Genomic DNA, 13777 nt, shown 5'->3' with positions numbered 1-13777 from the left:
GCAGGAAAAGAGGCATCAGGAAAATGGAGGAATAGAACATGAGAGATGCATACATCGTCCAGTCAGTGAGAACGCCTGGTTGTAAGAATAAGAGGGGTCAGTTCAAGGAGACCCGTCCTGAGGACCTCCTCTCCTTTATCATGAAGTCTTGTGTCGAAAAAGCAGGGGTTGATCCCCTCGAGATCGACGACGTCATGTGCGGTTGCGCCTTCCCCGAAGGTGAGCAGGGCCTCAACGTTGCCCGTGTTGCCGCTCAGATGGCCGGCTTCCCCGACGAAGTGTCCGGTGCCACCGTGAACCGCTTCTGTGCCTCCGGCATCGAAGCCATCGCCCTGGCTTCCCTTCGTATTCAGGCCGGTTGGTCTGACGTGACCATGGGTGCAGGTCTTGAGTCCATGACCTACGTTCCCATGGGCGGTCACACTCCCCGTCCTCACCCTGAATTCTCCGCCGTAAAGCCCGAAGCTTACATCTCCATGGGTGTTACCGCTGAGAACGTGGCCGATCGTTACGGCATCACCCGTCAGGAGTGCGATGAGTTCGCAGTTCGCTCCGTAAACAAGGCGGTTGAAGCTCAGGAGAAAGGGTACTTCACCGAGATCGTTCCCATGCCCGCTTACAAATTCGTTGAGCAGGCCGACGGAACCTTCAAGAAAGAGACCTTCATGGTCGAGAAAGACGACGGCGTTCGTCCCGGCACCACCGTTGAAGGGATTGCTCGACTGAACTCCCCCTTCAAGGCCGGTGGTGTGGCTACCGCTGCCAACTCTTCCCAGACCACTGACGGCGCTGCCGCTACCCTCCTTGCCAGCAAGGAAGCATGCGAGCGCATGGGCCTCAAGCCCCTGGCCAAGATCGTGACTTACGCCGTAGCCGGTTGCAAGTCCGACGAAATGGGTGTTGGTCCCAAGTATGCCATTCCCAAGGCTCTGAAAAAAGCTGGCCTCAAGGTCGAAGACATTGACGTCATCGAGCTCAACGAAGCCTTCGCTACTCAGTCCCTGCATTGTATCAAGGAGCTGGGTCTCGACGAGTCCAAGATCAACCTGAACGGCGGCGCCATTGCCCTGGGTCACCCCCTGGGTTGTACCGGTGCCAAGCTCACCGCTACCCTCATTGCCAACCTGCAGCGTACCGGTGGCAAGTACGGTATCGTCTCCATGTGTATCGGCGGCGGTATGGGCGCATGCGCCATTTTCGAAAGGGTTGAAGACTTCTAAGTGAAGTTTTTTCCTTCGGGAATCCGTTCTTCGTAAGATATAAGGGCCGCTTCACCCAGGTGAAGCGGCCCTTTTGCGTTGTATCGGCGGGCATCGCCGGCAAGGGCCCCCGCAACCATGCCGCTGAGACCTAAATCCCAGCGGCAAACTGCTTTCGAGGTGGCACACCTCGCAGCCGGAGGCATGTTTTTGGTTTTTGCCAGTCCTTACAGGTCGGCGTGGGGGCAGTGGGACTTTTTCGATTTCTCTTCGATGATGTTGGCCAGCATCTTGATGATATCGCGCCAGCTGATGATGCCCACGGGGCGGTTCTCGTTGTCCACCACGGGGATGCAGGTGATGGTCTCGGTGTTGAAAAGATCAATGGCATCCCGGACCCCGGCCTCTTCGGTGAGGGTGATGGGCTCCCGGCTCATGATCTGGTGCACCTTCTTGTTGAGGGTGGCCCGGTCTTCCCGGGTCTCGGCCGCGGTGCCCAGGTTGGGGCTCAGGGCTTTGAGAAGGTCCCGGTCGGAGAGGATCCCGTAGAGCCGTTTGTTGTCCACCACCAGCAGGTTGTGAAAGGCCACGTTGGTAAAAATGTCCCTGACAACCCGCAGAGTGTCGTCCAGCTCCACGGTGACGATTCGTTTGGACATGATCTTTGTAATGTTCATGGGGCGCCCTTTTTCGGAAATCAACTTTTGCTTGCTTGTTTTTTACTTATTTTAGGCTTGGGATCCGGCATCTGTCAATGACCTGTAAGGGCGCCTGTGTATAGGTTTACCGGGTTGTGGTGCAGAAGGTTACATCCCGGGAGCGATTGGCGTCGCTGTCCGGCAAGAGACCGTCATGGCAGCTGATGTTCCGAAACCCCTGTGCCGACAGCAGGCGGCGCATCCCTTCGTGGGAGAAGGTATGGGCCCAGAAACGGTAGGACTCCACCGTGTCGGCTTCATCTAACACGAGGTGCTGGTTGAGCAAGACCCCCTGGGCTTCGTAGCAAAAGGCCTGGGACAGGGCGAGGTAAGGACTGTCCCTCCAGAATCCCTTGTCCGCCACCTCCCATTGTGGGCCGGGAAGGGTGGTGAGATATCCTTTGTTCATCACGTCGAAGACAAAGCGTCCGCCCGGCACCAGGGCCCGATGGACGTTTTTAAGCAGGCGGTTTTGCTGAGGAGGCGTCAGGACGCCGAAATCGCAGAAGATCATGACGATCAGGTCGTATCTGTTTTCGTGGTCCAGCTCCAGGTAGTTCCGGTTCAGGTAGGTGATGTCCAGCCCGTTGTTCCGGGCGGTTTTTTTAGCATACCGGATGGAGGTGGCGGAGATGTCCATGCCGGTGAGCCTGTGGCCGAGCCGGGCCAGTTTGTCGCAGTAGAGGCCGGGGCCGCACCCCAGGTCCAGAATTCGCAAGGTCTTGCCGGGGACCTGGCCCAGGATCCACTCCACCGTGGCCGCGATGGTGCCCTCTTTTCGGCTGGCAAGATCTGTGGCCTGGTTCAGGTGGGTTTCAAGGAGCCGGGTTCCGATGTACGGGTCGTCCCACATGGTCGCTGTTGCCGGGGCGTAGAGTTCGGGTTTTTTGGACGCGTCGATGAGTTGCTTGATGTTCATGAAAACCTCATGGTCCGGATCGGGTCTCACCGGTGGGCGCTCTGGCCGTCCTTGTATGAGATGGTGCCGGATTTGTCTGGTGTTGAAGGTGACATACGGTGCAGGAGGGCGGCGCGTAAAAAAAAAAGGGTGGGGGTGCTGTGTCGCAAGGGCGCACCTCACCGGTCCGGGGCCTTGGCCGCCGCGCTCCTGAAAATGGAGAAAAGGGGATATGTCTTAAGAGGTTTTCATGATCCACCGACCATAAATGTATTGGATCGCCCTGTCAATCTCTTGTATGTTTGGTGCGGTTATCTGCCCCATATTCTGTTTTATCCAGATCAAAGACAGGGCGCGGCTTTGCGTAAGCAGGCAGCCCCGCAAGGAGAGAGCGTTGATGAAGGCGAACATGGACGTGAACCGGCAGCCGGAAGCGGCTATGGACAACGAAGAGATGAGTTCCTGCTGCCTGGGGAACCTGGTGGTGATCACCAACACCAGGGGGGCGGTTCCAACGGCCAAGGGGGCCTACCCGGCGCGGTTCGGCCTCTACGGAGAGATCCGGACCAGAGAGTTTACCTTTCACTTCAACCCCACCGGAGAGATCCGCTACATGCGCGGGCTCACCCAGGCCTGGCCCCATCCCTGGGAATGGCTGAAGCGCAGCTGGGGAAACGACTGGATCTATTACTCCGTGGGTCTCGACAGGGGGCAGGGCCGGGTGAAGGACTGGGTGGGGGAGGATTACCTGCCCTGCCTCTCCTATGAGAGCAACGCCATCCGGGAGGTGACCCCCTACACGGAGCCCGGCATCGCCAGGGCCTTTTCCGCCTGGTCCCAGGTGTACGGGACCCTCTGCACCACCTCCCTTGAGGGCCTGAAGCCAGACATGAGAGCCTTTGTGGAGTGTGTCATCAAAGCCAACGACGACACGGCGCTCATGGCGCGTGCCGAGGAGCTGCACCGCATCATCGGCGGGCGTGTGAGCGTTTTACCCCCGGACACCCGCCATGTGGACTACGAGGTGATTCCGCTGAACATCGCCGACGGTTGCCTCTACAAGTGCCGGTTCTGCACGGTGAAATCCAGGGCGGCCTTTGCCCCCAAGAGCAAAGCGGAGATTGCCGCCCAGATCGACGCCTTGAAGGCGTATTACGGGGCGAGCCTTGGGAACCTCAACGCCCTGTTTGTGGGGGACCATGACGCCCTTGCCGCCGGGGGCGAACTGGTTGCCCATGCCGCAGAGACCGCCTATGGGGCCTTTGGCTTCGGCGCGCCCAAAGGCGGGACCCCCTCCTTGTTTCTCTTCGGGAGCTGCGCCTCGTTTTCCAAAGCCGATGACGAGACCTTCAAGGCCCTTGAGGCCCTCCCCTACACCGTGTACATCAACCTGGGCCTGGAATCCGCGGACGACGACACCTTGAAGATGCTCGGCAAGCCCATCACCTCCGCCATGGTCACCGACACCCTTCACAAGATGATCGCGGTGAACGCCCGGTACCCGTCGGTGACCGTCACCGCCAACTTTCTTCTGGGCACCACTTTTTCCGCAGCCCACCACACAGCCATCATGGAGCTCCTTGGGTCTGTTTCCCGGGAAGACGGAGCCAAGGGCTGCATCTACCTCTCTCCTTTGGTGGAGACCCAGCGCCGCGAAGAGGTGCTGCCCATGTTCCACGAGATCAAAGAGGCAAGCGGCCTTTCCGCCTATGTCTACCTGATCCAGCGGCTCTAAATAAGGCATCGCATCTTTTCATGTTTCTTCAGGAATGCTATATAATGCGCCATCGCAGACAATGATTTCAGCCACACAACCCGTGATTCATCACACCTTTCGGAGTCCAGCATGCACGAATTGATCATGATTCATATCTACGGCCAGGATAAGCCCGGCCTTGCCGCACAAATGACAGGGATTTTGGCCGAATACGACGTGGAGATCCTGGACATGGGCCAGACCGTGATCCACGACAACCTCTCCCTGGGAATCCTGATCCGCATCCCCCTTGAGCATGAAGCGGCCCCCATCGTCAAGGAGGTGCTTTTTGCGGCCCATGATCTGGAGATCAACGTAAAGTTTCGTCCCATCACCGACGCCCGCTACCGGGACTGGGTGGCGGCCTCCGGGAAGAAGCGGTACATCGTGACCTTGCTGGGCCGCAAGGTCACCGCCATGCACATGGCCGAGGTGACCCGGGTCCTGGCCGAGAGCGGGCTCAACATCAACGGAGTGACCCGTCTGTCCGGCCGCATGCCCTTAACCGACGTGGAGAAGACCGAAAAGCCCGTCTGCATCGAGCTCTCCCTGCGCGGTACCCCCGACGAGCTGGAGGGCATCCGCAAAAAATTTCTGGAGATCACCGCTCGCCTGGGCATCGACATCGCCCTGCAGGAGGAGACCCCCTACAGACGAAACCGCCGCATGGTAGCCTTCGACATGGATTCCACTCTTATCCAGGCCGAGGTCATTGACGAACTGGCCGCCGAAGCCGGGGTCGGGGAGAAGGTGGCCGCCATCACCGAATCGGCCATGCGCGGCGAGATCGATTTCAAAGAGAGCTTACGGCGCAGGCTCGGGCTCCTTGAAGGGCTCTCCGAGGCCAGCATGCAGAAGGTGGCCGAGCGAATCCCCATGACCGACGGGGCCGAGCGCCTCATCGCCAACCTGCGGCAGTTCGGCTACAAGACCGCCATCCTCTCCGGGGGATTTACCTACTTCGGCCGGATTCTCCAGAAAAAACTCGGAGTGGACTACGTCTACGCCAACGAACTGGAGATCAAGGACGGCAAACTCACCGGCAAGGTGGTGGGAGACATCGTGGACGCCGCCAAAAAAGCCGAACTCCTCCAGATGCTCGCCAAAAAAGAGGAGATCAACCTCCAGCAGGTCATCGCCGTGGGTGACGGGGCCAACGACCTGCCCATGCTGAACCTGGCAGGACTCGGCATCGCCTTCCACGCCAAACCCGTGGTGAAAGAGGGCGCCCGCCAGTCCATCTCCACCCTTGGCCTCGACAGTATTTTGTACCTTGTGGGCGTTAGAGATCGGGATACCCTGATTTAAAAAAGGCAAAAGCCTGCCTCCGGCGACGAGGTGAGCCACCTCGAAAGCAGGTTACATTGCATGGTTATTTGTCTTTCTCCCCCGATAAATAGAGGCCCCGTTGCGTTGATCTGTTTGAAGAGCGCCGGGGCTTTTTTTTGCCCATGACGGATAGTTTTGTTGATAATTGCCTGGATGGAGGGGGGCTGAGGACTCTTGTGGTACAGGGCATAAACCACCGGCCCGAAGGGTGCATTTTGGGCACCATGAGGGGGGCATGGAGACCTTGATCTCTCCGGTCACCTTCTTTGTTTGGCGACGCCGTTGCCGCGGGTATGCGTTGACTGCCGGAACGTTTCACGGGATACTTTTTTTCGAAACCGCAAATCAGATCACATCCCCCCCACACCATACCGACGAGAAAGGAGATAAACCATGCAGTACAGGCATGTTCCGCAAACGGGCGACAGGCTGTCCGCCCTTGGGTTCGGGGCCATGCGCCTGCCCATGACCGAAGAGGGCCAGGTGGATGAGGACCGGGCCATCCGGCAGATTCGGTCCGCCGTGGACAGCGGCGTCAACTATCTGGATACGGCCTGGCCTTACCACGGCGGCCAGAGCGAGACCATCCTGGGCCGGGCCCTGAAAGACGGCTATCGGGACAAGGTGAAGGTCGCCACTAAACTTCCCTCCTGGCTGGTCAACACCCGCGGGGAGATGGACATCTACCTCAATACCCAGTTGGACAAACTCGGGGTGGACTGCATCGACTATTATCTGCTCCATGCCCTGGACGGCAAAAGCTGGGACAAGCTGGAGAGCCTGGGTGTCAAAGGGTTTCTGGACGCGGCCCTTGCCGACGGCAGGATCAAGAACGCGGGGTTCTCCTTCCACGGGAGCGTGGAGGATTTCAAACGTATCGTGGACGCCCACCCCTGGACCTTTTGCCAGATCCAGTACAATTTTCTGGACCAGGAGAACCAGGCAGGCACCGAAGGCCTGGAATACGCGGCGGCAAAGAATCTGGGCGTGATCATCATGGAGCCCTTACGGGGCGGGAACCTGGGAGCGCCCGAGTCCCCTCCGGCAATCAAAAAGATCTGGGATGAGGCGCCAGTCAAGCGTACCCCCGTGGCCTGGGCCCTGCAGTGGGTCTGGAACCGCCCCGAGGTGACGGTGGTCCTTTCCGGCATGAACGACGAAGCCCACATCGAAGAGAACCTTGCCATGGCAGAGATTGCCCTGCCCGGTTCCCTGACCCCCGAAGAGTGCGAGCTGGTGGACCGGGTGGCCGACACCTACCATGAACTCATGCGCGTTGGATGCACCGGTTGCGGGTATTGCATGCCCTGTCCGGTGGGGGTCATGATTCCGGCGGCCTTTGAAGTGTTCAACAAGGTGCACCTGTTCGGAAAGAAAGAGGAAGGAAAGTTTCTCTACGCCCTTCGCCTGGGCGGGGTCTTAAGGCCCGGCGGCACGGGCTACGCCTCCCAGTGCGTCCAGTGCGGGGAGTGCCTGGAAAAATGCCCCCAGCATATCAACATCCCCGAGGTGCTCTCCGAGGTGGTGGATGAGCTGGAAGACGAGCACCTGCCAAAGCGCCTGGCCCAGGCCAGGAAGATGATGGGGTTGGAGTCGGCTGAATGAAAAATAGCCTCCGGCGGCCCTGCCGGGGGCCAAACTTTTGAAAAGTTTGATAAACAGGTCTTAAAAAAATCTGCTTGAATGAATTTCGTTTTAAAGGCGGATGTGCTTTGACCCGAGGGCCGAGGGGGCACAGCGCATCCGCAACCTGCTTTCAAGGTGTTTTGCCTAAGTGGCTTGCCACCCTTGCCGCCGGAGGCTTTTTTTCTTGCCTACGCAGCCTTGGCTTCGCGGTCGTGGGATGGCCTGAGACGGTGCCACAGGTTCAGGAGCTGGACGGCGGTGATGGCGGCGATGAGCCTGGGAACCCAGAGCCAGAACGCGCCGATGCCCAAGGGGAGAAAGAGGGCGGGGTCTTCGATCATGGCGTGGTTGATACCGATGGAGACATGGAGCTGGGTCAGCTCGTGGTCGGTGAAGGTGTTCTCCTTGGTCTCTTCCACGATAACTGCGGCTCCGTAGGAGAGGCCGAAGAGGGTGGCGGTGAGCCAGAGCAACCCCATTTTTCTGTCCACGCCCATGACGGTCATGAAGGGGCCAAGGGGCCTTAGGATGACGGGGATGGCTCCTCCGGCCTTCATCACCTGAAGGGCCACCATGATGGTCATGATAATGGCCAGGATCTTGGCGGCCAGTCCCGCTGTGGCCAGGGCCCATGCGTTGACAAGGGGGAGAAAGGCACCTTTGGAGGCTGCGGCAAGGCCTGCGCCTGCGGGGACGGCGTCCGGCGGGTTGAGCACCATGGCGCAGAGGGCCACGGTGATAACCGAGGTGGTGAGGCGCAGTAGGGTGGCTTTCACCGGGTTGAGACCGGCCTGGCCCTGGATGGTGCTCTCCTGGATCAGGTTGTGGCTGACGAGAAGAAAAATGGCCACCAGGGTCATGTGTTCCGGGGCCATGGGCAGCACGAGCATGGCGGCAACCGCCCCGTAGATGCCGGTGAGCAGGCCGATGATCAGGGGCAGGGCCGCCACCGGGGGCAACGAGAGAACCCCCATGATGGGGGCGAGGATGAAATCCAGCTTTGAGATGATGCCGGTGTAGTCCAGCACCAGGGTGAAAAAGGAGATGGGGATGAGGATCTTCATCATCCAGAGAAAACCGGACCACCCCTTGCCGACGCCCTCCCGGGCTGCCTGCGTATACTTATCCCTGCTTAACATACCATCCATCCGCGTGTTGCCAAATCTTAACTATTCAGCTCAAAAAAAAGCCTCCGGCGGCAAGGTGAGCCACCTTGAAGGCTGGTTTTCGCTGTGTGGTTTGTCGCTTTATTTTTTGTTCGGACTTCCCCGGGGCTTATTCTTCCGGGTTTTCCCCTAGAACCACCTTCACGGACATCTCCTGGAAGGTGACCACGTCTCCGTTGTAGACTTTTTTGGCTTTGCGGGTCTCCACCTCACCGTTTAACTCCACCAGTCCTTCAGAAACAACGAACTTGGCCTCGCCCCCTCCGCTGACCCAGTTGGCGATCTTGATGACTTTAAACAGTTCGATGGGCTCTTGTTTGATGGTGATGATTTCAGTCATGGCTCTTTGTTTCCTTATGGGTATGTGCCTGAAGGCATCAGGCACCTTTTTGTGTGGATTCAATTTATATGGAGTCTCTCTCCATAGAGCTGACGAAATACACGAAATGTCGACAAAAGAACAGGGAAAAGGGGGGCGCTTCGAGATCGGATGTTGTCCCCGGCTCTTTCTCGCTCGTTTCCAGGCTTTGTCTGGGGACGAGAAAAGTTGAGCAGGTTCTTGACGGCGGATCCCCGACCTTTCGTTTCATCACCGATGTCGGCGAATAGACCCTCAAGGGCAATATGCTTTCGATGCAGCCAGGATAAAAATGATTCCGGCGGTCCTTCCGGGGGGGGGTAAGTATTCGAAACGTTTAATAAACAGATCTTGATGGCTCTTCTTGGATGACGTTTGGACCTTGGTTCTCGTTTGGCCGAGACCTTCAAAAAAATTGAGAAAAATCGACCGAAACGGAGCGCCGCACTCCGGTGCGGCTTTTTAGATCGTCGTTACCCGTGCCGCACAGGAGTGCGGCGCTCCAGGGGACAAGGGGAAATCGCAATTCGCAACCTGCTTTCAAGGTGGCTCGCCTTGCCGCCGGAGGCATTTTTTTTACCACCCGTTGACACGGTGCCAGGTGTCGACAACCTCTCCTGAGGCGTCCACCACATGGTAGCGATCGTACATGGCGGACGTGGCGCAGGCGTGGTTGGGCAGGATGCGGACCATGGACCCGATGCCGCAGGATGCCCAGGGGATTTTTTTGCCGTTCCTGTCGGAGATGATGCCGTGCTCCTGGTTGGCCCCGGAGACGATCAAGTCGTCCAGGGGTTCTCCGTCCGCGCCGCAGACCCTTCCGTATCCCTGGTCCAGGGCTTGGGCTGACGTGCCCCTGTCCCGGGACATGGCCATCCAGCCCGCGTCGGTGATGACCCAGCCCTTTCGCTTTTGGTGACCGATGACCGAGGCCAGGACCGAGACGGCGATGTCCCCTTCATCGCACACCCCGAGGCCCGCCATGACCAGATCGTAGAACATGTAGACCCCGGCCCTCATCTCGGTGACCCCGGTGAGGTCTTGGGCAAAGTTGGACGTGGGGGTGGAGCCCACGCTTACCACGGGGCAGGGGAGGCCGGATGCTCGCAGGGCCTCGGCGCAGGCCACGGCCATGGAGCGTTCCTGCTCGGCCATGGCGCGGATCGCCTCGGTGGAGCGGCACTGGTAGGATTCCCCCGCGTGGGTGAGCACGCCCTTGAGGGAGACTCCGTGCTCGTTATGGAGCAGGGTGCCGATGGCAATGAGGTCGTCCCCTTCCAGTGTGATTCCGGACCGGTGTCCGTCGCAGTCCAGCTCGATGAGGGCCGGAACGGTCACCCCGTGCTCCGCGGCCGCCTCGGCCACGAACCGCACCTGCTCAACAGAATCCAGGAGCACGGTGATGTCCGCCCCTTTGTCCATGAGCCGTAAGGTCCGGGGCAGCTTCACCGGGGCAATGCCCACGGCGTAGACGATGTCCGTGATGCCCTTTTCGAAATAGTACTCCGCCTCCTTGAGGGTGGAGACCGTGATGCCGCCCTCCTGCCCTTCCAACGCCATGGTCATGACATCGATGTTCTTGGCGGTCTTTCCGTGGGGCCTCAGGTTCACCCCCAGCGCCTTCATGCGCGCGTTGAGATTCCGGATGTTCTTCTGCAGCTTGGCCTTGTCCAGAACCAGGCAAGGGGTTTCCAGTGTCGTCAGATGCATTGGTTTTGTCTCCATGTGACCCGATGTTTGTAACTGTTTTTACGGGCGTAGCCCGTCAGCAAATGTGGAGGGGCTTTAGCCCCGGAGCATTTGCAAACCTGGGGTCCAGGGGATCATCCCCTGGCCGCCGGAGGCGCTTTTTTTATTCCGAAGCCAGCTGCGCCTCGTAAAACGGCGTGGTCTTGATGCCCGTGCCCGTCAAGATCACCACGGTTTGTTCGTCTGCCTTGATGGCTCCTACTTCCAGGAGCCGGGTAAAGGCGGCTGCCGCGTGGGCGCTGGTGGGCTCGGTGTAGAGGCCGGTGCGGGCAAGGGCGAGGCTTGTTTTGATGATCTCCTCTTCGGGGATGGCCACGGTGCCGCCGCCGCTTTCGCGCAGGGCGGCCAGGATTTGCTTCATGCGGATGGGGCGCTTGATGGCCGTGCCTTCGGCCACGGTGGGGGCAAAGTCGGTCTCCACGCACTCCTCGGCACCGGCCTGGAAGCTGGCGTGTACCGGGGCGCAGTGGGCGGGCTGGGAGAGAAAAATGCGCGGCATCTTTTCGATTTCCCCTGCGGCCATGAGCTCTTTAAAGGCGATATAGCACCCCAGGACGTTGCTTCCGGCCCCGCCGGGGATGACGATGTTGTCCGGCAGCGAAAAGTTAAAATCTTCCCAGATCTCGTAGCCCAGGGTTTTGGTGCCCTGGAGGAAGAAGGGGTGCCAGTTGTGGCTGGCGTAGAAGATCTCGGCGGATTTTTCGATGGCCGCTGCCTCGGTGGCCTCCCTGGGGCCGGGGACCAGCACCACCTCGGCGCCGTAGGCCCGCACCTGGGCTATCTTGGAGGGGGAGGTGGACTCGGGCACGCAGATGCAGGTAGACAGTCCGCCCGCGGCCCCGTACCCGGCAACGGAGCAGCCCCCGTTGCCGGAGCTGTCCTCCAGCACCGAGGTGATGCCCTGGGCCTTGAGCATGGAGAGCATCACCGAGGTGCCGCGATCCTTGAAGGAGCCCGTGGGCGCAAACCACTCCAGCTTGAATGAGCATGTCGCCCCGCCGAATGTTTTGGTTACGAGGGGGGTGCACCCTTCGCCCATGGTGATGGGCTCTTTGACATCCAAGGGAAAGGCCGCCCGGTATCGCCAGATGGAGCGAACCGATGTGTCGATCTCCCCTTTTGTGATGCCGGGAAGCTCGGTGAGCATCAGGGGGCCGCCCGAAGGGGCTCTCCAGATGGGCTTGTCTATGGGAAAGGTCTCGTTGGTCTGGGGATCGATGTATCGTGCCATGCTGTGTCCTCGATGGGGTTTATCTTATTTTCATGTAGCTATTCAGCCCTTAAAAAGCAGCTTGCGGATGCGCCTTTCAAACAAACGTCTGGGCCATGGGCGTATTTACATCCCCCCCCCCCCAAGCACCCTTGTCCCCTGGAGCGCCGCACTCCTGTGCGGCACCGGTAATGACGGACTAAAAAGACGCACCGGAGTGCGGCGCTCCGGTTCGGTCGATTTTTCCCGGTTTTTTAAAGGGTGCGGTCCAAACGATAGCCAGGAAGAACCAGAACGACCTGTTTGTTAAACCCGTCTTTAAGAGATCCGGCAAACGTTTAGCCCCCGGCCGTGCCGCCGGAGGCAACAGGCCCATGTGCGGTTTTTGCTAAACAGCTGCCACCGCTTCCAGCTCCACATGGAACCCGAAGTGCAGCTCACCATGGGTGGGCACCACGGAGCGCGCGGGCTTGTGGTCGCCGAAGAACTCGGCGTAGACGCGGTTCACCTGGTCCCAGAGGGCGATGTCCGAGATGTAGAGGGTGGTTTTGAGAACCTTGTCCTTGCTGCTGCCCGCTTCTTTGAGAACCAGCTCCAGGTTGGTGAGGACCTGGCGGGTCTCCTCTTCAATGGTTGCTTTTCTCTTCTCGCCGGTCTCGGCATCAAAGGCCAGCTGGCCGGAGGTGTAGATCATGCCGTTGTGGACGATGGCCTGGCTGTAGTGACCGGCCGGTTTCAGGGCGTTGTCTGTTGTGATGGTGTCCATGGTGTTACCTTGCCTTGTTTTTTTTGATTTCATCTAAGTAGCTGTAGACGGTGACCTTGGAGATGCCCAGCCGGGCTGCCACTTTGTCCATGGCCCCTTTTATGAGGAAGATGCCTTTGCTCTCCATGAAGGCGATGAGCCGGATTTTTTCTCTCTTTTTCATGGCGGCGGTGTCTGCCTGGGCGATGATTTTTTCGATGAGGTCGTCCACGATCTCCACCACGTTCTCCACGGGTGCCGACGCCGGGGCGGTGGGCTCTGCTTCCACGGGCAGGAAGTCGTCGAGAAAGGCCTTGATGGGTCCCATGGCCGAGAGGTCGTAGTTGATGCAGAGGGCGCCGATGACCTCACCTGTGGGGTCCCGGATCAGGGCCGTGGAGGATTTCACCTCTCGTCCGTCCTCGGTGACGGTTTTGTAGTTGGCGGTCATGTCCCCTTTGAACTGCTTGGAAAGGAGCACCTGCTTAATAAGGTGGTCAAAGGACTGGCCCACCTGTCGTCCGGTGACGTGGTTGTTGACGGCATAGATCACGGAGTTCTGGGGCATGGAGAGGTCGTGGATGACCACCTCGCAGTGCTTCCCGAAGGTGGCGGCGATCATGTCGGCGACGGGGATGTACGATGTCAGTCGGGTGTCCGGGCTCTGCATGGGACTCCTGGGTTTTTATTTTGGTTTGAAATATAAAAAAATCTATAAATTGGATTTTTGACATGATTTATGGGTTTATTGTATAAAAATTTATACAAAAGGCAATAAAAAAATATATGGGGGATGGGGTAGAGTGAGGAGCGCCGCACTCTTGTGAGGCTTTTTGGGTGGCGTGGCGCATGCCGCACGGAGTGCGGCGCTCCACAGGGTGGGGCAAAGGCTTGGAATGGAGGATGCCACGCCTTATGTGTTTGGGCATCGCGTGGGGCGGCATGAGTGATGGAGCGCCGCACTTCGTGCGGCTTTTTTGGGGGACTTGGCGTATGCCGCACGGAGTGCGGCGCTCCAAAAGATGGGTAATGGCCTGGAGCGG

12 protein-coding genes are annotated in these 13777 nt (G+C 59.0%); 4 read left to right on the top strand and 8 right to left on the bottom strand.

The window, feature by feature from the left end; translation table 11 throughout:
• The first annotated feature begins 38 nt into the window (after positions 1-38).
• A complete protein-coding gene (locus BLQ12_RS19365) occupies positions 39-1220 on the top strand; it encodes a thiolase family protein (RefSeq protein WP_092213170.1) in 1182 nt (393 codons plus the stop codon).
• A 206-nt stretch (positions 1221-1426) separates the two neighbouring features.
• Here BLQ12_RS19365 and BLQ12_RS19360 read toward each other — a convergent pair whose 3' ends face one another.
• Together BLQ12_RS19360 and BLQ12_RS19355 are read right to left on the bottom strand one after the other, a co-directional pair.
• Positions 1427-1876 carry a CBS domain-containing protein gene (locus BLQ12_RS19360; RefSeq protein ID WP_092213168.1) on the bottom strand — a complete coding sequence of 150 codons (450 nt, stop codon included), beginning with the start codon at positions 1874-1876 and terminating at the stop codon, positions 1427-1429.
• A 106-nt stretch (positions 1877-1982) separates the two neighbouring features.
• Positions 1983-2816: a class I SAM-dependent methyltransferase gene (locus BLQ12_RS19355; RefSeq protein ID WP_092213166.1), complete on the bottom strand. Its 834-nt coding sequence runs from the start codon at positions 2814-2816 to the stop codon at positions 1983-1985.
• 376 nt (positions 2817-3192) lie between these two features.
• Between BLQ12_RS19355 and BLQ12_RS19350 the strand changes: the two genes are divergently transcribed.
• The 3 genes from BLQ12_RS19350 (at position 3193) to BLQ12_RS19340 (ending at position 7485) form a co-directional block, all read left to right on the top strand.
• Complete coding sequence (locus tag BLQ12_RS19350; RefSeq protein WP_254782088.1) at positions 3193-4530, top strand: radical SAM protein; 1338 nt, start codon at positions 3193-3195, stop codon at positions 4528-4530.
• Positions 4531-4641: 111 nt separating this feature from the next.
• A complete protein-coding gene (gene serB, locus BLQ12_RS19345) occupies positions 4642-5859 on the top strand; it encodes a phosphoserine phosphatase SerB (protein WP_092213162.1) in 1218 nt (405 codons plus the stop codon).
• Between the two features lie 414 nt (positions 5860-6273).
• Positions 6274-7485 (top strand): aldo/keto reductase, encoded by a 1212-nt coding sequence (locus BLQ12_RS19340; RefSeq protein WP_092213160.1) that lies wholly within the window; start codon positions 6274-6276, stop codon positions 7483-7485.
• A gap of 209 nt (positions 7486-7694) precedes the next feature.
• On the opposite strand, the gene BLQ12_RS19335 is transcribed toward BLQ12_RS19340, so the two are convergent.
• The 6 genes from BLQ12_RS19335 to BLQ12_RS19310 all read right to left on the bottom strand — a co-directional run bounded on the left by BLQ12_RS19335 (position 7695) and on the right by BLQ12_RS19310 (position 13404).
• On the bottom strand, positions 7695-8645 hold the full coding sequence (locus tag BLQ12_RS19335) for an iron transporter (protein ID WP_226860058.1): 951 nt from the start codon (positions 8643-8645) through the stop codon (positions 7695-7697).
• 136 nt (positions 8646-8781) lie between these two features.
• Positions 8782-9012, bottom strand: a complete 231-nt coding sequence (locus tag BLQ12_RS19330) for an RNA-binding S4 domain-containing protein (RefSeq protein WP_092213156.1) — start codon at positions 9010-9012, stop codon at positions 8782-8784.
• A gap of 594 nt (positions 9013-9606) precedes the next feature.
• Positions 9607-10740 (bottom strand): DSD1 family PLP-dependent enzyme, encoded by a 1134-nt coding sequence (locus BLQ12_RS19325; protein WP_217640356.1) that lies wholly within the window; start codon positions 10738-10740, stop codon positions 9607-9609.
• A gap of 142 nt (positions 10741-10882) precedes the next feature.
• Positions 10883-12010: a threonine synthase gene (locus tag BLQ12_RS19320; protein ID WP_092213152.1), complete on the bottom strand. Its 1128-nt coding sequence runs from the start codon at positions 12008-12010 to the stop codon at positions 10883-10885.
• Between the two features lie 367 nt (positions 12011-12377).
• Positions 12378-12755 (bottom strand): RidA family protein, encoded by a 378-nt coding sequence (locus BLQ12_RS19315; RefSeq protein ID WP_092213150.1) that lies wholly within the window; start codon positions 12753-12755, stop codon positions 12378-12380.
• Positions 12756-12759: 4 nt separating this feature from the next.
• Positions 12760-13404 carry a helix-turn-helix transcriptional regulator gene (locus BLQ12_RS19310; protein WP_092213148.1) on the bottom strand — a complete coding sequence of 215 codons (645 nt, stop codon included), beginning with the start codon at positions 13402-13404 and terminating at the stop codon, positions 12760-12762.
• Positions 13405-13777: the final 373 nt, after the last annotated feature.

Origin of the sequence: Desulfoluna spongiiphila, assembly GCF_900101345.1 — a bacterium.
Classification (GTDB): domain Bacteria; phylum Desulfobacterota; class Desulfobacteria; order Desulfobacterales; family Desulfolunaceae; genus Desulfoluna; species Desulfoluna spongiiphila.
Note: the sequence above shows the minus strand (reverse complement) of the source record. Positions and strands in the feature narration are given on the sequence as shown.